The sequence below is a fragment of the Streptomyces sp. A0958 genome (genome assembly GCF_004795035.1).
Taxonomy (GTDB): domain Bacteria; phylum Actinomycetota; class Actinomycetes; order Streptomycetales; family Streptomycetaceae; genus Streptomyces.
This window is the reverse complement of the sequence record NZ_SSBK01000004.1, coordinates 225,644-247,006: the sequence shown is the minus strand read 5'-3', so window position 1 is coordinate 247,006 and position 21,363 is coordinate 225,644. Positions and strand designations below refer to the sequence as shown.

Annotated in this window: 17 protein-coding genes; 6 read left to right on the top strand and 11 right to left on the bottom strand. The window is 72.0% G+C overall.

Annotated elements, in window-relative coordinates:
- The first annotated feature begins 25 nt into the window (after positions 1-25).
- Both E6P78_RS06325 and E6P78_RS06320 read left to right on the top strand, forming a co-directional pair.
- Positions 26-1,399: a deoxyribodipyrimidine photo-lyase gene (locus tag E6P78_RS06325; protein WP_136202505.1), complete on the top strand. Its 1,374-nt coding sequence runs from the start codon at positions 26-28 to the stop codon at positions 1,397-1,399.
- 157 nt (positions 1,400-1,556) lie between these two features.
- A complete protein-coding gene (locus tag E6P78_RS06320; RefSeq protein WP_136202581.1) occupies positions 1,557-2,228 on the top strand; it encodes a YoaK family protein in 672 nt (223 codons plus the stop codon).
- Between the two features lie 118 nt (positions 2,229-2,346).
- On the opposite strand, the gene E6P78_RS06315 is transcribed toward E6P78_RS06320, so the two are convergent.
- Positions 2,347-2,610, bottom strand: a complete 264-nt coding sequence (locus E6P78_RS06315) for a type B 50S ribosomal protein L31 (RefSeq protein WP_136202504.1) — start codon at positions 2,608-2,610, stop codon at positions 2,347-2,349.
- Positions 2,611-2,659: 49 nt separating this feature from the next.
- A complete protein-coding gene (gene rpmG / locus E6P78_RS06310) occupies positions 2,660-2,824 on the bottom strand; it encodes a 50S ribosomal protein L33 (RefSeq protein ID WP_136202503.1) in 165 nt (54 codons plus the stop codon).
- A 401-nt stretch (positions 2,825-3,225) separates the two neighbouring features.
- Here rpmG and E6P78_RS06305 point away from each other — a divergent pair, with 401 nt between their 5' ends.
- A complete protein-coding gene (locus E6P78_RS06305; RefSeq protein WP_136202502.1) occupies positions 3,226-4,680 on the top strand; it encodes a SpoIIE family protein phosphatase in 1,455 nt (484 codons plus the stop codon).
- A gap of 87 nt (positions 4,681-4,767) precedes the next feature.
- Here E6P78_RS06305 and E6P78_RS06300 read toward each other — a convergent pair whose 3' ends face one another.
- Entirely contained in the window at positions 4,768-6,264 is a 1,497-nt protein-coding gene (locus E6P78_RS06300; RefSeq protein WP_136202501.1) for a hypothetical protein, read from the bottom strand.
- 231 nt (positions 6,265-6,495) lie between these two features.
- On the opposite strand from E6P78_RS06300, the gene E6P78_RS06295 reads away from it, so the two are divergent.
- The gene (locus tag E6P78_RS06295) at positions 6,496-7,632 is read left to right on the top strand and encodes an aminoglycoside phosphotransferase family protein (protein ID WP_136202500.1); all 1,137 of its coding nucleotides are present in this window, start codon (positions 6,496-6,498) and stop codon (positions 7,630-7,632) included.
- Positions 7,633-7,713: 81 nt separating this feature from the next.
- On the opposite strand, the gene E6P78_RS06290 is transcribed toward E6P78_RS06295, so the two are convergent.
- Positions 7,714-9,045 carry a peptidoglycan recognition family protein gene (locus E6P78_RS06290; protein ID WP_136202499.1) on the bottom strand — a complete coding sequence of 444 codons (1,332 nt, stop codon included), beginning with the start codon at positions 9,043-9,045 and terminating at the stop codon, positions 7,714-7,716.
- Between the two features lie 375 nt (positions 9,046-9,420).
- Here E6P78_RS06290 and E6P78_RS06285 point away from each other — a divergent pair, with 375 nt between their 5' ends.
- Positions 9,421-11,634 (top strand): terpene synthase family protein, encoded by a 2,214-nt coding sequence (locus E6P78_RS06285; protein WP_136202498.1) that lies wholly within the window; start codon positions 9,421-9,423, stop codon positions 11,632-11,634.
- Here the strand turns inward: E6P78_RS06285 and E6P78_RS06280 are convergent.
- From E6P78_RS06280 to E6P78_RS06250, 7 genes are all read right to left on the bottom strand, one after another.
- The gene (locus E6P78_RS06280; RefSeq protein WP_136202580.1) at positions 11,610-13,844 is read right to left on the bottom strand and encodes a glycoside hydrolase family 95 protein; all 2,235 of its coding nucleotides are present in this window, start codon (positions 13,842-13,844) and stop codon (positions 11,610-11,612) included. The genes E6P78_RS06285 and E6P78_RS06280 overlap by 25 nt on opposite strands.
- Before the next feature lie 290 nt (positions 13,845-14,134).
- Positions 14,135-14,635: a hypothetical protein gene (locus tag E6P78_RS06275; RefSeq protein ID WP_136202497.1), complete on the bottom strand. Its 501-nt coding sequence runs from the start codon at positions 14,633-14,635 to the stop codon at positions 14,135-14,137.
- A gap of 110 nt (positions 14,636-14,745) precedes the next feature.
- A complete protein-coding gene (locus E6P78_RS06270; RefSeq protein WP_136202496.1) occupies positions 14,746-15,153 on the bottom strand; it encodes an ACT domain-containing protein in 408 nt (135 codons plus the stop codon).
- A 99-nt stretch (positions 15,154-15,252) separates the two neighbouring features.
- Entirely contained in the window at positions 15,253-16,419 is a 1,167-nt protein-coding gene (locus E6P78_RS06265) for a thiolase domain-containing protein (protein ID WP_136202495.1), read from the bottom strand.
- The gene (locus E6P78_RS06260) at positions 16,412-17,464 is read right to left on the bottom strand and encodes a thiolase domain-containing protein (RefSeq protein WP_136202494.1); all 1,053 of its coding nucleotides are present in this window, start codon (positions 17,462-17,464) and stop codon (positions 16,412-16,414) included. Before E6P78_RS06260 ends, E6P78_RS06265 begins: the two co-directional genes overlap by 8 nt.
- Positions 17,465-18,427: an OB-fold nucleic acid binding domain-containing protein gene (locus E6P78_RS06255; RefSeq protein WP_136202493.1), complete on the bottom strand. Its 963-nt coding sequence runs from the start codon at positions 18,425-18,427 to the stop codon at positions 17,465-17,467. It abuts the gene before it with no gap.
- Positions 18,428-18,443: 16 nt separating this feature from the next.
- Positions 18,444-19,244 (bottom strand): crotonase/enoyl-CoA hydratase family protein, encoded by an 801-nt coding sequence (locus E6P78_RS06250; RefSeq protein ID WP_136202492.1) that lies wholly within the window; start codon positions 19,242-19,244, stop codon positions 18,444-18,446.
- 343 nt (positions 19,245-19,587) lie between these two features.
- On the opposite strand from E6P78_RS06250, the gene E6P78_RS06240 reads away from it, so the two are divergent.
- Positions 19,588-21,216: an acyl-CoA synthetase gene (locus E6P78_RS06240; protein WP_136202491.1), complete on the top strand. Its 1,629-nt coding sequence runs from the start codon at positions 19,588-19,590 to the stop codon at positions 21,214-21,216.
- Positions 21,217-21,363 lie beyond the last annotated feature (147 nt).

The window sequence follows — 21,363 nt, the reverse complement described above, 5'->3', positions numbered from 1 at the left end:
GTCCCCCCTCACCAGGAGTTGCGCCATGACCGTAGCGGTCGTCCTGTTCACCGCCGATCTCCGCCTGCACGACCATCCGCCGCTGCGGGCCGCGCTCGCTTCCGCCGACGAGATCGTGCCGCTGTTCGTCCGGGACCGCGCGATCGAGGCGGCCGGTTTTGACGCCCCGAACCGGCGCGCCTTCCTCGCCGACTGCCTGCGCGACCTCGATGCCGGGCTGCGGGACCGGGGCGGCCGGCTGGTGATCCGGTCGGGCGAGGTGACCGCCGAGGTGTGCGCGGTCGCCTCCGAGACCGGTGCGGACGAGGTGCACGTGGCCGCGGGCGTCAGCGCGTACGCCCGGCGCCGCGAGGAGCGGCTGTGCGAGGCGCTGGAGTCCGACGGGCGCCGGCTGCGCGTGCACGACGGGGTGGTCACCGCGGTGGCGCCTGGCGCGGTGACCCCCGCCTCGTCGGACCACTTCGCCGTGTTCACCCCGTACTTCAGGCGCTGGTCGGCAGAGCGTCTGCGCGACGTCTTCGGCGCGCCGCGCACGGTGCGGGTGCCGAAGGGGCCGCGTTCGGAGAAGGTGCCGGCCCGCTCCGGTGTCCCCGGCGTCTCGGAGGGTCTGGCCGAGGGCGGCGAGAAGGCGGCGCGCAAGGCGTTCACGGCGTGGCGGCGCCACGGGCTCGCGGCGTACGAGGACCGGCACGACGACCTGGCGGGCGACGCCACCTCTCGCCTTTCGCCGCACCTGCACTTCGGCACCCTGTCCCCGGTCGAGCTGGTGCACCGGGCGCGGGACGGGGGCGGCGCCGGGGCCGAGGCGTTCGTACGGCAGCTGTGCTGGCGCGAGTTCCACTACCAGGTCCTCGCGGCCCGGCCGGCCTCGTCCTGGGAGGACTACCGCACCAAGCACGACCGGTGGCGCTCCGAGGCGGAGGCGGCCGACGAGATCGACGCGTGGCGGCAGGGGCGCACCGGCTATCCGGTGGTCGACGCCGCGATGCGCCAGCTGCGGCACGAGGGCTGGATGCACAACCGGGGCCGGCTGCTCACCGCCTCCTTCCTCACCAAGACCCTGTACGTGGACTGGCGCGTCGGGGCGCGGCACTTCCTGGACCTCCTGGTGGACGGCGACATCGCCAACAACCAGCTGAACTGGCAGTGGATGGCCGGAACCGGGACCGACAGCCGGCCCAACCGCGTGCTCAGTCCGGTGGTACAGGCCAAGCGGCTGGACCCGGGCGGCGACTACGTCCGGCGCTGGGTGCCGGAGCTGGCGTCGCTGTCCGGGGCCGCCGTGCACGAGCCGTGGAAGCTGCGCGGCGCCGAGCGCGAGCGCCTGGACTACCCGGAGCCGGTGGTGGACCTGTCCGAGGGGCTGACCCGGTTCCGGCAGGCGCGCGGACTGGACTGACGGCGGCGCGCCGCAGCCGCCACGCCGCGTGCGGCACAACAGGACCGGCGGGCCGGGCGGCGGCGAAGATGCTGGAGTGGCGACTCCCCGTTCCGTGTCATCCACCGATCCGGCCGGCCCCGAGGGGGCGGGGGCCGCGCGCGGTCACACCGTGCTGTTGCTGCTGTCGGCGGCGTCCGGGGCCGCGGACGCGTTCGTCTTCATCTGTGTGGGCCAGGTCTTCGCCGGGGTGATGACCGGCAACCTGGTGCTGCTGGGCACCTCGGCGGCCGGGGCGGGCGAGGAGGGGGTGGCGCTGCGCGTGGTGACCGCACTGCTCTCGTACGGCTGCGGGGTGGCCGGGGCCGCCGTGGTGGGCGAGCGGATGTGGCGGCGGGTGTCGGTGATGCTGCTGACGGAGGTGGTACTGCTGGCGGCGGGGGCTGCGCTGTGGGCGGCGCGGCTGATCACGTCCGACGCGGCCCGGCTGGGGCTGCTGGTGCTCATGGGACTCGCGATGGGGATTCAGGGACGGGTGCGCGCCACGCCCACGAACTACTTCACCGGCACCCTGACCTCTCTCATCGGCCGGCTCGCCGTGGGGAGGTGGCGCGTCGGTGACGGCTGGGTCGCGGGGCGGCTGCTCGCCGTGGTGGCGGGGGCGGCGCTCGCCGCCCTGGCGGTGCGCCTCTGGCCCGCGACCGGCGCCGTGGCGGCCGCGGCGCTCGCGGTGGCCGCGCTGCTGGTCGAGACGGTGGCGCGGCACGGGCAGGACAGTGCCGCCGGGGCCGGGCGCCCGGACAAGGGGAAGCCCCGGCCGGATCGGGGGAATCCAGCCGGGGCGGCTTGAATGTGGGCGCTCAGTGCGTCATCCACATATAGGTGAACGATAAACCATCGCGCGCTGTTCCCGGCAACACCCGCCCCAAACTGTGATCCAGGGCACGATCCGGGAGGCGGAGGGCGTCTCACTCACCCTTGGAGGGCGCCTCGGTGCCGTAGCGGCGGTGGAACTGCTCGATCCGGCCCTCCGTGTCCAGGACCTGCCGGGTCCCGGTGTAGAACGGGTGGCTCGCCGACGAGGTCTCCACGTCGATGACGGGGTAGCTGCGGCCGTCCTCCCACGTCACACGCCGGTCGGAGTCGGCGGTCGAGCGGGTGAGGAAGGCCGTCCCGGCGGCACGGTCGCGGAAGACCACCGGACGGGAGACGGGGTGGATTCGGGACTTCATGAGCATTCCTTCCTTGACGCGGTACAGGAACGGACGGGCGGTCGGACGGTCAGCGCTCCTCACGGAAGAGGACGTGACGGCCGGCGGCGGGGTCGTACTTGCGCAGGACCAGGCGGTCGTGGTTGTTGCGACGGCTCTTGCGCGTCACGTAACTCTGCCCCGTCCCCGCGGTCGAGCGGAGCGTGACTACCGGACGGATCTCGCTACGGGCCATGGGCACCTCCGGACTCGTGGATCACGAACCCCAGGACCCTTGTGGGAACGGGATTCGTTTTCGTTCTGCCTGGTGTAACGCGAGGGTGCCGCCACGCATTCCCGCCCCGCCCCCTCCGCCGCGACCCCGCCCGGCATATGCCCCGGCGCCCGGCGCGCACGCCGCGCGAACGCGGCGCACGCGCGCCCGCCACTCCCTCTGCGCACCCGCTGACTTGCACCAACCACCGCGTACAGCAAGGCTGTTCGAAGAAAATGGGCTACAGTCAGCCGCTGGCATATGCCGGATGCAAGAACGCATCGAGTGTTGCCAAATCACTTACGGGCCTCTTCCGGCTGTGCGAAAGTCGTATGCGGTCCACCCTTCAGAACTGGTTGTACCGCCCTGTATCGGAGTACGACATGCCGTCCCCCCTCTCTGCGGACCGCCCCGCCCCCCAGCCGCCCGAGCGCGATGCCGTCGACGCGTTGATCCACCGGACGCGTCGGCTGCGCGGCGATGTGGACGCGGTGCGGCGCGATGCCGTGCGCATCGACGAGGACGATCCGCAGATGCGCTGGCAGCGCGCGCTCTGTGACCTGGCGGTCCACCACCTCGACGACCTCGGCACGCACCTGGGACAGCTCAGGGAGGGCCTGCCCGCAGAGCCCGCCGACGAACAGGCATCGCCCGCGCGTACGAGCGAGGAGGACGCCGCCGATGAGGCTTCGGGCCCCCTCATCGGCCGGGTGGGCAGCGCCGAATGGAATCTGCTGACCGACGAGGTCAGCTGGTCCGACGAATTGTTCCGGATCTTCGGCCGCGCACCGGAGGCGGGCGGGCTGTCGCTGGACGACCTGCCCTCGCTGCTGCTCCCCGAGGACCAGCCCTTACTCACCGCGCTCGTGACGGACTGCCTGGTGGACGGCAAGCCGATAGACGGCGAGTTCCGCATCACGCACCCCGACGGGCGCATCCGCACCCTGCACATGGCGGGCGAACCCGTCCTCGACACGGACGGCTGCACCGCCTCCATGTGGGCGGTCATCCGGGACGTCAGCGCGCTGCGGCGCAGCCAGCAGGTGGTGCGCCGCACCCATGACTCCCTGCGTCGCGAACAGCACATCGCCAGGGCCGAGCGCCGGGTCGCGGTGGAGCTGAAGGAGGCCGTGCTCCCCCCGTGGCAGAGCTCCCTGCGGCTCCCGGACCACGGCCCCGGCACCCTGGACATCGCCGCCCACTACCTGCCCTCGGAGACGAGTGCCCTGGTCGGCGGCGGCTGGTACGACGCGATGGAACTGCCGGACGGCAGGACCCTGCTCACGGTCGGTGATCTGACCGGCCACGGCATCCAGGCCACCTCCGCGATGGCGGTGGTCCTGGGCGCCCTGCGCGGCATGGCGGTGGCCGGCGTCGAACCCGGGGCGCTGCTGGGCCACCTCAACCAGTTACTGGAAACCTCCATTCAGCCCGCTCTGGGCAGTGCCGTTTGCTGCCGCTTCGACCCGCGGACACGCACCCTGGACTGGGCACAGGCCGGGCACCCCGCGCCACTGCTCTTCCGCGACGGGACCGGGCGCCCGCTCCCCCCGCCGGACGGGGTGCTGCTCGGAGCGGCCTCCGGGGTCGCCTACGAGCAGGACGAGGCGCGTCTGCTGCCCGGTGACGTGCTGGTGCTGTACACCGACGGGCTGGCCCGGGACAGGGCCGACGGGCGCGGCGGTGCACACCCGGGCACGGAGACGCTGCTCGCCCTGGCGCCACGCTTCAGCGAGGCCCGTTCGGCACAGGAGTGCGTCCGGGCCGTCGTCGAGGAGTTCGGCGGGGCCGAGCGACTGGACGACGCGTGTGTGCTGATCGCCCGCGTCGGGGCGTAGCGAACCGACGGCGGAACTCGCCGAGGCGCCGGCGGATCAGCTCGCGCCGCTCATGGACCTGCGGGGCTCATCGGACCCCGGAGCTGCTCAGATCTCCGCACTCCTCGGCTTCGTGACGCGGCTCTTCTGCGGAAGCGCGACCTGGATCTCCTGGCGCAGCTCCTCGATCTTGGCGTAACCCGCGAACTGCCCGGTCAGCCGGTACATCTCGCGCAACCGGTCCCAGGTCCGGTGGGAGGAGGTCTCCCCCATCGTCACCAGGGCGAGCCGCGCGTAACGGTCTGCCTGTTCCGGGTCGTCGGCGATGAAGCAGGCCGAGGCGAGCGAGATGTAGTCGAAGATCTTGGACCGCTGGCGTCCGTTGACCCGCAGTTCGAGCGCCTGCTTCGCGTGGCGCTGGGCGATGGTCGCGACCGAGGGATCGTGCTCTGCCAGCGTACGGAAGGCCAGGGCCTGCATGCCGTGCATGTCGGCCTCGTCGAACATCTGCATCCAACTGAGCGGCTGCACGTCGCCCTTGTCCGAGACGAAGAGTTCCTCGGCCCGGCCGAGGGTGCGCCGCATGGCCTGGCCCCGGCCCATGGACGCCTGCGCCCATGCCTCGATGGTGTGCAGCATCGCCTGGGTGCGCGGCAGGACGCTCTCGCCCGAGCCGGACTTGGCGAGCTTCATCAGGTCCAGCGCGTCGTCGGGGCGGCCCAGGTGGACCATCTGGCGGGCCGCGCGGGACAGGGCCTCGCCCGCGCGCGGGCGGTCGCCGCCCTCGCGGGCCGCGTGTGCGGCGATGACGAAGTACTTCTGGGCGGTGGGTTCGAGGCCGACGTCGTGGGACATCCATCCCGCGAGTACGGCGAGGTTGGCGGCGACGCCCCACAGGCGCCGCTGCAGATGGTCGGGGTGGCGGTAGGCGAGCATGCCGCCCACCTCGTTGAGCTGGCCCACCACGGCCTTGCGCTGTAGGCCGCCGCCCCGGGAGGCATCCCAGGCGCGGAAGACCTCCACGGACCGCTCCAGCGCCTCGATCTCCTCCGAGCCGATGGGAGCGGCCTCGTACCGGTCGAAACCGGCGGGGTCCGCGTGCACGGGGCCGTCGACGCGCGGGGCGTCGGCGGCCAGTGCGGGGTCGGTGTGCAGCCAGTCGTGCATGGGGCCTGCGATGGTGGAGCCGGCGGCGAGCGCGGCGCCCGCGCTCACCAAGCCGCGTCGGTTGAGCATGAGGTCCATTCCCGTGAATTCGGTGAGGACCGCTGCCGTCCGCTCGGGCGCCCACGGCAGTTGGTCGGGATTGTCCTGCGTCCCGGCTTCTCGCCGCTTCCCCACACGCCCGCGCCGGCCGAACCCGAGGTCCTCGATGGTCACGACACGGCCGAGCCGCTCGGTGAACAGGGCAGCCAGCACCTCGGGCACGGGATCACGCGGGGACTCCCCCATGTCGATCCAGCGCCTCACGCGCGAGGTGTCGGTGGCCAGTTGCGGATGGCCCATGGCCGCCGCCTTCCGGTTCACCATTCTCGCGAGTTCGCCCTTGGACCAGCCGGCTAGGCCGAACAGGTCCGACAGGCGGGTGTTGGGTTCTCCGGTCACGTCAAGCCCCCAGGTTCTCGGCTGTGTTGACAGTAACCCCGTGTCAGGTGCCTTGCGACTATTCGCCAGGGTTCGCCAGGGTGCGCCAGATGGTCTGCCACCCGCGCTCCGGTGTCAGGTAGGAAAGCGCAACCCCGCCCGGCAGCCCTAGGTACTCCCCAGGGTGCCGAACGGCCGTCGGCCGGGGCGGCGCACGCAACTTGTCGGCGCACGAAGGGATCTGTCCAGCCCATGTACACAGCATCGTCCTCCGTGTCCGCCCCGCCCCGGCCGCTGCGTCCCCTCGGAGCGGGCGGCGGACCGTACCTCGACCCCCGCGCCACCGTCCCGGCGCCCGGCATCGGGCGGCCCCGGCGCGCGGCGGGGCCGGGTGCCCCTTCGCTCAGCGGGCGGCTGGACCTGTCGGGCCCGCAGGGCGCCCAGCTGAGGATGGTGATCGCGTCCGTGCACCGGATCTGCCCGGAGTTCAACCCGGTGCAGGTGCTGCGGCGCAGCGGGCGTTCGGTGCTGCTCGTCGGATCGACGGGGCGCGCGACGGCGGTCGCCAAGTGTTTACTGGACCACTCCCCCGCGTGGTCGGAGCGGTTCCGGCACGAAATAGCGGCATACCGGGCGTTCGTCCGGCACCGTCCGCCGGTCCGGGCCCCCCGGCTCATCGCCGCCGACCCCGAGAACTGCACCCTGGTCATCGAGCGGATGCCCGGCCGGGTGGCCGCGCTGACCAGGCATCCGGCCGAGGCGCCGCCCCGGGCGGATCTGCGGGCGGTGCTCGGGGCGATCACCCGGGTCAACGCCTGGCGTCCGCCGACCGGGCTGTTCGACAAGCCGCTGGACTACGCGGCGCGGATCACCCGCTTCCACGAGCTGGGTCTCTTCACCGACCGGGACCTGGGCGATCTGCAGAAACTGCTGCACGGGCTCGCCCACGCCGGGGGCCGGCACAGCATGAAGCAGTTCTGCCACGGGGACGCGCTGCTCTCCAACATCCTCCTGTCGCCCACCGGTCCGGTGCTGGTGGACTGGGAGCACGCGGGCTGGTATCTGCCGGGCTACGACCTGGCGACGCTGTGGACCGTGCTGGGCGACGCGCCGGTGGCCCGGCGTGAGATCAGCAAGCTGGCCCAGATGGCGGGCCCGGCGGCGCGGGACGCGTTCCTGGTGAACCTGATGCTCGTGCTCACCCGGGAGATCCGTACGTACGAGACGGCCGTGCAGCGGGCCATGCGGGACCCCGGTCCCGCCCGGGCGGGGCAGGACCGGCCGGGCGCGCTCTCGCCCGGCGAGGAGCAGCGGCTGCTGCTGCGCCGGCTGCACGACGACTGCGCGATGGCCCGGAGCGCCGTGCGGGCAGCGGTCGGCACGCGCTGACCGGCCCCACGGGGCGCGCCGCGGGTCCGGTGCCGACACACCGGGCCCGCGGCGCGCTGTTCCGCGTCCCCGTCCCCCGGTTCAACGTGCGCGCAGGATGTCCACGTCGGAGGCCTTCACGAAGGCGACGCGGTGGCCGATCTGGACGGTCACGTACTTCTGCTTGCCCTTGAAGTAAGCGTGGTCCAGGGGGTACGAGGCGTCGATCGTGGGCGCGTAGAAGAAGCCGGTGGGGGCCTGTCCGCCTCCGGGGTAGGACTGGCCGGCCTTGATGGTGTACTGGAGTGGCGTGCCCACCCGCTGGTCCGCGAAGTCGGCCGGGTACTCGGACTTCTCCGGGTACGCCACCCCGTACACCGGCACCTCGGCCTTGCCCGTCTTCGGGCGGACGACGTAGCCGGAGGTGGGGGTGGTGGTGCGGGTGCGGGCGGGCGTGCGGAACCAGGCCTTCTCGCCGTACCACCAGATCGCCGTCCAGCCGGGTGCGTGGCCTGCCACGACGGCCTGCTGGGTGGCGCTGATCTTGCTGCCCCAGTCGGCGGCGCAGTTGGTGCCGGGCGACCCGTCCGGGTGGATTCCCGGGTCGGAGAAGAGGGGCGCGTCGTCGGAGGGTGCCGTGTGCAGCGGGACCGCACTGGAGCCCTGGACGGGGAGGTCGACGCCCTTCTCGCAGTCGCGGAAGGCCTGTTCGTTGTCCTTGAACGTGGGGCTGACCGTGATCAGTCGGCTGTCCTTGCGGGCGGTCGGCACGGTGGGTTCGCCGAGGAGCGCCATGAATCGGTTCCAGTCCCAGTAGGTGCCCGGGTCCCAGTGCATGTTCCGGGCGCCGGCGGCGCTGGTGGGCGGGACGCCGTCGTGGCCGATGATGTGCTGGCGGTCGAGCGGGATGTCGTACTTGGCGGCGAGGTAGCGCACGAGGGCCGCGGTCGAGCGGTACATCTCGGGGGTGTACCACGTGGCTCCCTCGACGGCGACGCCTTCCTGCTCGATGCCGATGGAGTGGCTGTTGACGTACCAGTTCCCCGCCTGCCAGGCGACGTCCTTGTTCTTCACCATCTGGGTGACGTGTCCATCGGCGGACCGCACCACGTAGTGGGCGGAGGTCTGCTTCAGCGGGTTCTGGAAGATCTTCAGCGTGGTGTCGAAGTCCTCCTCGGTGTCGTGCAGCACGATGAATTCGATCTTGTTGCTGTGCGGCCGGTCCGCGGTGTCGTAGTTGCCGTACGTCTCCTTGTCGGCCGGGTCGCCGGTCTGCTGGTAGGCCGCCGGGACCCAGTCGCAGGCGAGGCCGCGCGGGCACTCGGGCCGCATCCCGTCGGCGCCGGCCCGGGCGGCGGGGCTGAGCAGCGCGAGGCTCAGCGCTCCGGCGGTGGTGAAGGCGAGTGCGAGCCTGGTCCTCTGCTTGGACGTCATGACAACCCTTCGTCGAGCCTGGTGCTCCCGGAGCCGTTCGTTTCGAGATGCGTGCGTGTTCCTGTCCCGCTGTCGGCCGTGCGCGCACACTCTGTGACCTGAGGTGAAGGGGCGTCAAGAGCGCGGCGGCGGCGGCGCGTTGAGCCACTGGACCAGACCACTGACAGGTGCTGTGACCTGCGAAGGGCGGGGAGCGACGCGCCTCTGGCGGTGGCGTGTTACCGGGGTTTTACACGTATGTCGCTCGAACGGGCGCTCTTGCGGTGTGACTAATGGCGGGTGTGCGTGCCCCGAACGGCCGAAGGGTAGTGCTGGCGCCGACAGGACCGATGCGCGTGACATCCACGCGGTGGCTTTCGGAAAGGCCGGACGCACATGGCTCAGCCGTTCACCCTGCCGGACTTCTATGTTCCGTATCCGGCGCGTCTCAACCCCCATGTGGAGGAGGCCCGGCAGCACACGAAGACGTGGGCGCGGGCCATAGGGATGCTGGAGGGGTCCGGTATCTGGGAGGAGAAGGACCTCGACTCCCACGACTACGCGCTGTTGTGCGCGTACACCCATCCCGACTGCTCGGCCGAGGCGCTGTCGCTCGTCACCGACTGGTACGTGTGGGTCTTCTTCTTCGACGACCACTTCCTGGAGCTGTTCAAGCGCACCCCGGACCGGGAGGGCGGCAAGCGCTACCTGGACCGGCTGCCGGCGTTCATGCCGATGGAGCGCGGTGCGCCGACGCCCAAGCCGGAGAATCCGGTCGAGGCGGGGCTGGCGGACCTGTGGGCGCGGACGGTGCCCGCGATGTCGGACGCCTGGCGGGTGCGGTTCGCGGAGTCGACGAGGAACCTCCTCAACGAGTCGCTGTGGGAGCTCGCCAACATCAACGAGGGCCGCATCGCGAACCCCGTCGAGTACATCGAGATGCGCCGCAAGGTGGGCGGGGCCCCCTGGTCGGCGGGGCTGGTGGAGTACGCGGCGGGGGCCGAGGTGCCGGAGGCGGTGGCCGATGAGCGGGCGCTGCGTGTCCTGCGCGACGCGTTCTCCGACGGTGTCCATCTGCGCAACGACCTCTTCTCGTACCAGCGCGAGGTGGAGGACGAGGGCGAGAACAGCAATGGTGTGCTGGTGCTGGAGCGCTTCCTCGACTGCTCGACACAGGAGGCGGCCGAGGCGGTGAACGATCTGCTGACGTCGCGGCTCCAGCAGTTCGAGAACACGGCGCTGACCGAGCTGGGGCCGCTCTGCGCCGGCAAGGGCCTGGACCCGGCGCAGACGGCGGCGGTGCTGGCGTACGTCAAGGGGCTGCAGGACTGGCAGTCCGGCGGCCACGAGTGGCACATGCGCTCCAGCCGTTACATGAACGACGGCGGGGCCGCCGAGGCCGCGCCGGGGTTCGGGATGGCCGCCGCGTCGATCCGGTTCACCAACCGCTCGGAGTCGGCCAGGCTGCGCGGCCACAGCCATGTGCCCTACCAGCACGTGGGCCCGTCCCTGCTGCCCGACTTCGACCTGCCGTTCGGCACGACGCTCAGCCCGCACCTGGAGGGGGCCCGGGAGCGGCTGGTCGTCTGGGCGGACCGGATGGGCATCCTGCAGGCACAGCCGGGGGTGCCGGGTTCGCACATCTGGGACGAGGAGCGGCTGCGGGCGATCGACCTGCCGCTGTGCGCGGCCGGTATCCATCCGGACGCGACGCCCGACGGGCTCGATCTGTCCTCGGGGTGGCTGGCCTGGGGGACGTACGGCGACGACTGGTTCCCCGTGGTGCACGGGCGCAGCCGTGATCTGGCGGGGGCCCGGCTGGCCAATGAGCGGCTGTCGCTGTTCATGCCGCTGGACGGGGGCGCGACGCCGGAGCCAGTCAACGCGCTGGAGCGCGGGCTGGGCGACCTGTGGGAGCGCACCGCGGGACCGATGGACGGCGACGGCAGGCGTGCGTTCCGCAAGTCGGTGGAGGACATGACGGCGAGCTGGCTGTGGGAGCTGGCGAACCAGGCGCAGAACCGGATTCCCGACCCGGTGGACTACGTCGAGATGCGGCGTATGACGTTCGGCTCGGACCTGACGATGAGTCTGTGCCGGGTCGGGCACGGCAGGAAGGTGCCGCAGGAGATCTACGAGAGCGGTCCGCTGCGCTCCCTGGAGAACGCGGCCGCCGACTACGCGGCCCTGCTGAACGACCTGTTCTCGTACCAGAAGGAGATCGAGTACGAGGGTGAGGTGCACAACGGGGTCCTGGTGGTGCAGAACTTCTTCGGGGTGGACTACCCGACGGGGATGGCGATCCTGTACGACCTGATGAAGTCGCGGCTGCGGCAGTTCCTCCATGTCGCCGAGAACGAACTGCCCGTTCTCTACGACGACTTCGGGCTCGGTGCGGAGGCGCGGGAAACGCTCGCGGGCTATGTGCAGGAGCTGAAGCACTGGCTCGCGGGCATCCTGATCTGGCACCGGGGCTGCCGGCGCTACCGCGAGGAGGATCTGCGGCGGGGCACCGCCGCCCCGTGGCACCTGAACGGTCCCACGGGGCTCGGCACCTCGGCGGCGCAGGTGGCGGCGCTGTTCGGTCAGCTGTCGGGGGTCAGCGTGTAGCGCTGCCCGGCGCGGGCCCGGATGACCTTCCGGCCGCTCGCGAACAGCGTGGAGCGGACGGTCGCCGTGCGGGTGCGGCTCGCCGTGATCACCACACGGCGGGCCTTGCCCCGGGCCCATTCGATGTCGACGGTGAATCCTCCCCGGGCGCGCAGTCCGCGCACCGACCCCTCGGGCCAGCCGGCCGGGAGGGCGGGGAGGATGTCGATGGTGTCGTGCTGGCTCTGGAGCAACATCTCGGCCATGCCCGAGGTTGCGCCGAAGTTGCCGTCGATCTGGAACGGGGGGTGAGTGTCCCAGAGGTTGGGCAGGGTGGAGCCCTTCAGCTGTTCCGCGAGCATCTTGTGGGCGTGGTCGCCGTCCCGCAGCCGGGCCCAGAAGTTGATCTTCCATGCCTTGGACCAGCCGGTGCCGCCGTCGCCCCGGGCGCCGAGCGAGACCTTGGCGGCTTCGGCCCAGGCGGTGCCCGCCTCGATCTGACGGCCGGGGTGGAGGGCGAAGAGGTGCGAGACGTGGCGGTGGGTGTCGGCCGGGTCGTCCCGGTCGGCCTTCCACTCCTGGAGCTGCCCCCAGGACCCGGTCCGCAGGCCGGGGTCGAGGCGGTCCAGGGCCGTTTCGAGCCGGCTGCGGAAGGCGGGGGCGTCACCGAGGGTGCGGGCGGCCTCCAGGGTGCTGGTGAGCAGGTCGTGGACGATCTGCTGGGACATCGCGGCCCCGGCGGTGAAGTCCCCGTGCTCGGGCGAGTAGCTGGGGGTGACGACGAGGAGCCCGTCGCGCGGGTCGGTGCGCAGGTTGGCCAGCCAGAATTCGGCGGCCTCCTTCATCGCCGGGTAGGCGGTGGAGCGCAGGTAGTCGGTGGAGCCGCCGAAGCGGTAGTGCTCGTACATCTGCTGGGTGAGCCAGGCGGCGGCCTCGGGGAACCAGAAGGCGGTGGACCAGTCGTGGACGCCGGTGAAACCGAATGGGTTGGTCTCGTTGTGGACGACCCAGCCGGCGGTGCCGAACATCTCCTTCGCCGTACGCCGGCCCGGTGCGCGCATGGCCTGGACGTAGCGGTCGTAGGGGGCGGTGGTCTCGGCGAGGTTGGTGACCTCGGCGGGCCAGTAGTTCATCTGGAGGTTGATGTTGCTGTGGTAGTCGGCGGACCACGGCGGGGTGGTGGAGTTGTTCCAGACGCCCTGGAGGTTGGCGGGCAGTGACCCGGCCCGTGAGGAGGCGATGAGCAGGTAGCGGCCGTACTGGAAGAAGAGCGCCTCCAGGGCCCGGTCGGCGGCGCCGGAGCCGCCCGTGTACGTGCTCAGGAGCTGGTCGGTGGGCAGGTCGGGGAGCTGCTGGCCGATGTCGAGCACGACCCGGTCGAAAAGGGCGCGGTGGTCGCCGGTGTGGGCGGCGCGGACCTTCTCGTACGAGGTCGACGCGGCCGCGTCGACGGCGGCCGTGACCTTGCGGTGCGGGTCCTCGCCCCGGTAGGCGGGGTAGGTGTCCGCGTAGTCGGTGCCGGCGGCGAGGAAGAACCAGGCACGGTCGGCGCCGGTGACGGTGAGGCTGCCGCCGGCGTTGGCGGTGACCGTGCCTCCGCTGGTGCGGACGCGGATCTGGGCCTCGAAGCGCAGGCCGTTGTCCTTCAGCGCGCCGCGTACGGTGAGCCGGTCGCCGGTCGCGGTGGCCGTGCAGTCGTCGCGCGGCGAGGTGTGGCGCAGGGTGAAGGTGACCTTTCCGGGCCGGTCCGCGGTGAGCCGCCCGCCGATGACGGCGCCGGGGTGGGAGGCGAAGTACTCCCGGGTGTGGACGACCTCCTCGTGGGTGTAGGTGACGGTGGCGAGCGCGGTGCGCAGGTCCAGGGCGCGCCGGTAGGAGGCGTCGGGGGCGGCCGGTGCACCGGGCATGTCGAGCCGCAGCTCCCCGAAGACCTGGTAGGCGCCGTAGCCGCGGCGGGCCTGCCCGAGTTCGGCGGCCACGGCGTCGGGGCCGAGGGAGCCCGCGCTGTCGAGGCGTTCGCGCACACCGTCGAGGGCGCCGGGTCTGGGGGCGGTCCAGTTGCCGAAGTCGTACCCCTCGGCGGAGCCGGGGCCGCCGGTCCACAGGGTCTTCTCGTTGAAGGTGATGCGTTCGGAGGCGAGCGTGCCCCAGATGCTCGCGCCGAGGGCCCCGCCACCGATGGGCAGGGACTCGCCCTCCCAGCCGGCGGCCGGGGCACGGTAGTGGAGCACCGGGTCCGGCAGCTCCTTCACTCGCTCACGGTTCGCTGATTCATCGGAGGTACCGACAGCGGCTGCGGTGCCGGAGAGTACGGGAACTCCCAGTGCCAGCGCACTGGTTGCCCCCATCACCGTCTTCACTGTGGTACGTCGTGTCATCCCGGATGTCATGCCGGAAGACGCTAGAGGTCCGATGACTTGCCGGGCAAGGGACATGACAAAGCGACCTCTTGGACAGAGGCCGCGTGCAGTTGGACAGAAGTGTGATCACCGGGCCGGGCGGCCCGGTGACGGTGTCAGGGTCAGCCCTGCTGGAAGAGCTCGGCCGGAAGCGGCTTCAGGAGCGTGTACAGGTCGTCGGTGATGGGCCGGTCCCAGCTGGCGATGGTGACGAGCACACCGTCGCTGCGGTCGAACTGGACGCAGGAGATCCGGCTCTCGGAGAGCTTCACACGGCGCACGATCAGCAGGTTGTCGCCCTGCATCACGGGCATGTCCTCGGTGCCGGTGACCTCGACCGGCTCGTCGTTCTCCAGGGCGAGCAGCAGCTGGGCCACCTCGAAGGGGATCTGCCCCTCCTCGGTCTCGCGCGCGGGCGAGCCCTCCGGCAGGTTGCCGATGATCATCGCGGGGCCGCGGCCGCCGAACAGGTCGTAGCGCAGGAACACACCCTGACAGCTGCCGTCGGGGGCGGGCAGCAGACCGGCGCCGAGGTTTCCGGGCCAGTCACCGGGGTCCATGGCCAGGACGTCGAAGTCGGGGCCCGCGGGTGTGGCGGCGCTACGGCGGCGGAGGAAGGACATGCAGACATGTTACGTGTCCTGGCTCACCTCGCCGAGCCGGGCCCGGGCAGGGCCCTCGACCACGGCACACCGGCCGGGTGCCGGGTGGTGCCGTGCGGGAAGGCACACCGTCATCCGGTGCGCGACTCCGCGGCCAGCCGTTCCAGCGCGGTGACGGCCTCGGCGGCCCGTTCGTACGGCACGAAGAGGTGGTCGTGGTGAAACCCCGCCACCACATTGCAGCTGATCCCGGCGTCGGTCAGGGCGAGCGAGACGGCGGCGGTCAGCCCCACGGCCTCCAGGGCCGAGTGCACCCGCAGGGTGATCCAGCCCGCCACGTACGTGTAGGGCAGCCCGGCTACCGCGGCCTCGGCCTCGGGGAGCACCAGGGTGAGCCCCTCGGTCTCCCGGACGGTGACGACGGGGGTGACGGCGTCCGGCAGGGCACCGTCGGGGGCGGTCGCGTAGACGTAGCGGCCCGGGTGCAGCTCGGGGCGCAGGTTGCTCAGCAGGACTCGAAGATCGCTCTCGGCTGTCACACCCACCACGCTACCCACGGGGTGCGATGCCGCCCGTGGTGGCGTGCGACGCGGGCGCGGCGGCGGCGGTGCGCGCGTCCCCGGCCCGGCGCGCCCGGGTCACCCGGCCGGCGGTTCGGCGCCCACGAGCCACATGGAGAAGAACTGCGCCCCGCCGCCGTAGGCGTGGCCGAGCGCCCGCCGCGCGCCGTCCACCTGGTGCTCCCCCGCCTGCCCGCGCACCTGGAGCGCCGCCTCGGCGAACCGGATCATGCCGGAGGCGCCGATGGGGTTGGCGGACAGGACACCGCCGGAGGGGTTCACCGGGAGGTCGCCGTCGAGTTCGGTGACTCCGGCCTCGGTGAGCTTCCAGCCCTCGCCCTCGGCGGCGAAGCCCAGGTTCTCCAGCCACATCGGCTCGTACCAGGAGAACGGCACGTACATCTCGACGGCGTCGATCTCCCGGCGCGGGTCGCTGATTCCGGCCTGCCGGTACACATCGGCGGCGCAGTCCCGGCCGGCCCGGGGCGAGACGAAGTCCTTGCCGGCGAAGAGGGTGGGTTCGCTGCGCATGGCGCCCCCGTGCACCCAGGCCGGCGGGTGCGGTGAACGGGCCGCCCCCGTACGGTCGGTCAGGATCATCGCGCAGGCGCCGTCGGAGGAGGGGCAGGTCTCGGAGTAGCGGACCGGGTCCCAGAGCATCGGCGCCGCCTGGACCTTCTCCAGGGTGATGTCCCGGTCGTGGATGTGGGCGTACGGGTTCTTCAGGGCGTTGCGCCGGTCCTTGTACGCGACGAGGGAACCGACCGTGTCCGGCGCGCCGGTCCGGCGCATGTAGGCGCGCACGTGCGGGGCGAAGAAGCCGCCCGCGCCGGCCAGCAGCGGCTGCTGGAACGGGATGGGCAGCGACAGCCCCCACATCGCGTTGGACTCCGACTGCTTCTCGAAGGCCAGGGTGAGGACGGTGCGGTGGACCCGGGCCGCGATGAGGTTCGCGGCGACGAGCGCCGTCGAACCGCCGACCGATCCCGCGGTGTGCACCCGGAGCATGGGTTTGCCGACCGCGCCGAGGGCGTCGGCGAGGTAGAGCTCCGGCATCATGACGCCCTCGAAGAAGTCGGGTGCCTTGCCGATGACCACGGCGTCGATGTCCGCCCAGGTCAGGGCCGCGTCCTGGAGGGCGCGGACCGCGGCTTCGCGGACGAGTCCGGCGAGGGAGACGTCGCGGCGGGCGGCGACGTGCTTGGTCTGGCCGATACCGACGACGGCCACGGGCTCCTTAGGCATGTGCACTCTCCCCTTCGAGGACGGCGACCAGGTTCTGCTGGAGGCAGGGCCCGGATGTGGCGTGGGCGAGGGCCCGGTCGGACTCGCCGCGGTGGATGCGGGCGGCGGCCTCACCGAGGCGGATCAGCCCGGCGGCCATCAGCGGGTTGGCGGCGAGTGCGCCGCCCGACGGGTTGACCCGGACGTCGTCGCCGAGCCCGAGCGCCTTGCGCAGCACCACTTCCTGCGAGGTGAAGGGGGCGTGCAGTTCGGCGGTGTCGACGGGCCGGTCGAAGGCGCCGGCCCGTTCGGCGGCGAGGCGGGTCGACGGGGAGGCGGTGAGCTCGCGCACCCCGAGGCTGTGGGCCTCGATGCGGTGGTCGATGCCGCGAATCCAGGCGGGCCGCTCGCACAGGGCGCGGGCGGTGTCCCCGGCGGCGAGGATCACGGCGGCGGCTCCGTCGCCGACGGGCGGGCAGTCGCCGGTGCGCAGCGGCCGGACGAGGTAGTCGCCGGCCGGTACGGGGCCGCTGAGCTGGGCGTGCGGGTTGGCCGCCGCGTCCTGCCGGCTGCGGGCGGCGATGGCGGCGAGCGCGGCCTCGTCGGTGTCACCGGCGTCGATGAGCGCCTGCGCCTGGAGCGCGGCGAGGGCGACGGAGTCGGGCCAGAGCGGGGCGGCGTAGTACGGGTCGAGCTGGCGGGTGAGGACGTCGCGGACCTGGCCGGGCGAGGATTTGCCATACGCGTAGACGAGCGCGGTGTCCGCCTCGCCGGTGCGGATCTTCACCCAGGCCTCGTACAGGGCCCAGGCGCCGTCCATCTCCACGTGGGACTCGGAGATCGGCGGGTAGGCGCCCACTCCGTCGAGGGCCATGGTGAAGGAGAAGGCGCGGCCGGCGAGGTAGTCGCTGGAGCCCGAGCAGGTGAAACCGATGTCGCTGGTCCTGAGGCCGGTCGCGTCGAGGACCCGGTGCAGGACGGGCATCAGCATCTCGACTTCGGAGAGTTCGTCGGTGCGCCGCTGATGGTCGCTCTGCGCGAACGCGACGATCGCTACGTCTCGCATCTAGACCAGCTCCTTGTACGTGTCGTAGTCGGCGTCCGGCTCGCCGGTCGGCCGGTAGTGGTCGGGGTGGCGGCTGCCCTCGGACCACACCGGTTCGACGCGCAGCCCCATCCGCACCTGGTCGTACGGGATGCCCCCGATGCGGGCGTGCAGGGCGAGGTCGGCGCCGTCCAGGGCGATGTGCGCATAGACGTAAGGGACCTCGATGTCGAGGTTCTTCGCCTTGATGTTGACGACGCAGAAGGTGGTGACCGTGCCGCGCGGCCCGACCGCGACGCGTTCGGCGGTGGCGACCCCGCAGGTGGGGCAGGCGCCGCGCGGCGGGACGTACACCTTGCGGCAGGAGGGGCATCGCTCGCCGACGACGCGCCGCCCTTCGAGCGCTTCGAGGTAGGCGCTCTGGGCGCGGCCGGGCGAGTAGGTGTAGTCGAGGCGGGCGGGCGTGACGATGCCGGTGACGGGGTCGGCGAACGTGCCGTCGTGCGGGGCGGACGTGCCGTCGTGCGGGGCGGACGTGCCGGGCTCGCCGTCGTACGGTTCGAAGCAGGCGATGTCCGTGATGGCGCCTGTGCGGTCCTGGGCCCAGCGGACGCGTACCCGCATCCCGGTGCGCACGGCGTCGGGGCCGGGTGCGTCCAGGACGTGCAGGAGCGCGGTGTCGGCGCCGTCGAGCCGTACGAGGACCCAGGCGAAGGGGGCGTCCAGGGGCTGGCCGCGGCGGGGGTCGGGGTTCCAGGCCCAGGTGGTGACCGTGCCGGTGGGGGCGACCTCGACCAGGTCGCGGATCTCCTCGGCGGTGACCGGGTCGTACTCGACGGGTGGGACGAGGACCTTGCCGTCGGCGGTGCGGACGCCGAGCAGGGTGCGTTGGCGCAGCCCGGTGAGGAAGGCGCTCTGGACGGGGCCGAGGGAGCGGGTGAAGGGGAATTCGACGACCAGCGGTGCGCTGAGGATGTCGGGCACGGTTGCCTCCAGGGGTTCAGGCGCGCCGGTAGACGGGCGGGCGCTTCTCGGCGAAGGCGCGGGCGCCCTCCTTGGCGTCGGCTGTGGCGAAGACGGGCCAGCCGCGTTTCAGTTCGGCGGCCAGGCCCTCGGTCTCGGTCATCTCGGCCGTCTCGTACACCGACGCCTTGACCTCCTCGACGGCGAGCGGGCCGCAGGCGTTGATCTGTTCGGCGACGGCGAGGGCGGCGTCGAGGGCGGCGCCGTCGGGGACGACGCGGCCGATCAGCCCGATCGCGGCTGCCTCACCGGCGCTGTAGGGGCGGCCGGTGAGCAGCATTTCGAGGGCGTGGGTGCGGGCGATCTGGCGGGGCAGCCGGACGGTGGAGCCGCCGATGGGGAAGAGGCCGCGGCGGACCTCGAAGAGGCCGAAGACGGCGCTCTCGCCCGCGATGCGGATGTCGGTGCCCTGCAGGATCTCCGTGCCGCCCGCGACGCAGTGGCCCTCGACGGCGGCGATGACGGGTTTGCGGGGGCGGTGGTGGCGCAGCATGGCCTTCCAGTGCAGATCGGGGTCGGCCGTCATCCGGTCCCGGTAGCGCCCGCCCTCCATGCCGTCGCCCGCGAGGGCCTTGAGGTCCATGCCGGCGCAGAAGCAGCCGCCCGCGCCGGTGAGGACGACGGAGCGGATCTCCTCGTCCTCGTCCGCCGCGAGCCAGCCGTCGTGGAGGCCGACGAGCATCGGCAACGAGAGCGCGTTCTTGCTCTCGGGCCTGTTCAAGGTGAGCACCAGTGTGGCGCCTTCGCGCCGCACGGTGAGGTGTTCCGTACCGGCCATGGTTCGTCTCCCGTCTCAAGGCTGGGCCGTGTCCGCAAAGTCCCGCCTGGCCCACGACGCCTGGTGAGTGCCTTCGCCGCACCGGCCGAAATCCCAAGTACGTCCAGTGCGAGGGATTCCGGCCGGCACGCCGAGAGCACTCACCAGACGCCGCAGGCCACGCCCTTCGGGCGTACGACGCGACTTTGCGGACACGGCCCAGAACAGGTTGCAGTAGACGGGTGGGCAGTTCAATAGTTTTCTGACAGCCAGTCAGTTTTGTTGCCCGGGCCCCCTTCACACTTGTGCCGGTCGGCGCTCTAATGACCGCCGGGTCACTCAGCAACCGGGGTCAGGAGGAACGGTGGAGTACAACCTTGCCGACCTGTTCGAGTCGGTGGTCGACGCCGTCCCGGACCGCGAGGCGCTCGTCCACGTCGACCATCCCGGCACGGGTGCCGAGCGCAGGCTCACCTACGCGCAGCTCGACGCCGCCGCGAACCGCCTCGCCCATCACCTGGCCGCCGCGGGCATCGGCCCGGGCGAGCATCTGGGACTGCACCTGTACAACGGCGTGGAGTACCTCCAGACGGTGCTGGCCTGCCTGAAGGCGCGCATCGTCCCGGTCAACGTCAACTACCGCTACGTGCGGGAGGAGCTGGTCTACCTCTACCGCGACGCCGACCTGGCCGCGCTGGTCTACGACGGGGAGTTCGACGAGCGCGTCGCGGCCGCCGCCCCGCAGGCGCCGAAGCTGCGCCACCTGGTGCGGGTGGGCCCGCCGGCCGGGGGCGGGGCCCCGGCGGACGCCGTCGCGTTCACCGCGGCGGAGGCGTCCGGGGACCCCGGGCGCGGCTTCGGGCCACGGTCGGCGGACGACCAGTTCATCATCTACACCGGTGGCACCACGGGCATGCCCAAGGGGGTGATGTGGCGCCAGGAGGACCTCTTCTTCGCCGGGCTCGGCGGTGGCGCGCCCACCGGCGAGCCGGTGAAACGGCCGCAGGAGCTGGCCGAGCGGGTGGCGGCCGGTGGGGAGGGCATCACCTTCTTCCCCACTCCCCCGCTGATGCACGGCACCTCGACGCTCACCGCGTTCATCGCCTTCGACTTCGGGCAGCGGGTCGTGCTGCACCGCAAGTTCGTGCCGCACGAGGTGCTCCGCACGATCGAGAAGGAGAAGGTCACCAGTGTGTCGCTGGTCGGCGACGCGATGCTGCGGCCGCTGGTCGACGCGCTGAGGGGCCCGCTGCGAGGCACCGACTGCTCGGCGCTGTTCTCCGTCTCCAGTTCGGGCGCGATCATGTCGGACTCGGTACGGGCGGAGTTCCAGGCGCTGGTGCCCCATGTGATGCTGCTGAACAACTTCGGCTCGTCGGAGTCCGGCTTCAACGGCACCGCGACCGACGACTCCGGGCCGGAGAAGGGCTTCCGGCTGCGGGTCAACTCCCGTACGGCGGTGGTCGATCCGGCGACGTACGAACCGGTGGCCCCCGGCGAGCCGGGGCGGATCGCGCAGCGCGGCCACGTACCGCTCGGCTACTACAACGACCCGGACAAGACGGCGCAGACGTTCTTCCGCAGGGGCGAGGAGCGGTGGGTGCTGCTCGGGGACATGGCGACGGTCGACGCCGAGGGCGTCGTCACGGTGCTGGGCCGGGGTTCGCAGTGCATCAACACCGGGGGCGAGAAGGTGTATCCGGAGGAGGTCGAGCAGGCGCTCAAGTCCCATCCGGACGTGTACGACGCACTGGTCGCCGGCGCCCCCGACGCGCGCTGGGGCAACCGGGTCGCGGCGGTGGTGCAGGTGCGGGAGGGGGCCGACGCGCCCTCGCTCGGCGACGTACAGGCGCACTGCCGCACCCGGCTGGCCGGGTACAAGATCCCCCGGCACCTGGTGATCGCCCCGCGAATCCAGCGCTCCCCCAGCGGCAAGGCGGACTACCGGTGGGCCCGCTCCGTCCTCACCACCGCCCGTTCGGCCGAGGACTGAGCCGGGCGCGGGCCGCCCGGCCCGGTTCACCCGAGTGGACGGTCGCGGGTCCGCGGCGGAGGCGGGGCGGCGGTGCGGGCGTGAGCCATTCGGGCACGTCCCGTGTCCAACCGCTCACCGTACGTGCAAGGGAGGGGGATCGCCCAT

Coding starts and splice junctions, on each gene's coding strand:
- E6P78_RS06295 (WP_136202500.1), top strand. CDS start 6,496: ATGTACACAGCATCGTCCTCCGTGTCCGCCCCGCCCCGGCCGCTGCGT.
- E6P78_RS06260 (WP_136202494.1), bottom strand. CDS start 17,464: ATGCGAGACGTAGCGATCGTCGCGTTCGCGCAGAGCGACCATCAGCGG.
- E6P78_RS06325 (WP_136202505.1), top strand. CDS start 26: ATGACCGTAGCGGTCGTCCTGTTCACCGCCGATCTCCGCCTGCACGAC.
- E6P78_RS06305 (WP_136202502.1), top strand. CDS start 3,226: ATGCCGTCCCCCCTCTCTGCGGACCGCCCCGCCCCCCAGCCGCCCGAG.
- E6P78_RS06285 (WP_136202498.1), top strand. CDS start 9,421: ATGGCTCAGCCGTTCACCCTGCCGGACTTCTATGTTCCGTATCCGGCG.
- E6P78_RS06275 (WP_136202497.1), bottom strand. CDS start 14,635: ATGTCCTTCCTCCGCCGCCGTAGCGCCGCCACACCCGCGGGCCCCGAC.
- E6P78_RS06290 (WP_136202499.1), bottom strand. CDS start 9,045: ATGACGTCCAAGCAGAGGACCAGGCTCGCACTCGCCTTCACCACCGCC.
- E6P78_RS06265 (WP_136202495.1), bottom strand. CDS start 16,419: ATGCCTAAGGAGCCCGTGGCCGTCGTCGGTATCGGCCAGACCAAGCAC.
- E6P78_RS06250 (WP_136202492.1), bottom strand. CDS start 19,244: ATGGCCGGTACGGAACACCTCACCGTGCGGCGCGAAGGCGCCACACTG.
- E6P78_RS06315 (WP_136202504.1), bottom strand. CDS start 2,610: ATGAAGTCCCGAATCCACCCCGTCTCCCGTCCGGTGGTCTTCCGCGAC.
- rpmG (WP_136202503.1), bottom strand. CDS start 2,824: ATGGCCCGTAGCGAGATCCGTCCGGTAGTCACGCTCCGCTCGACCGCG.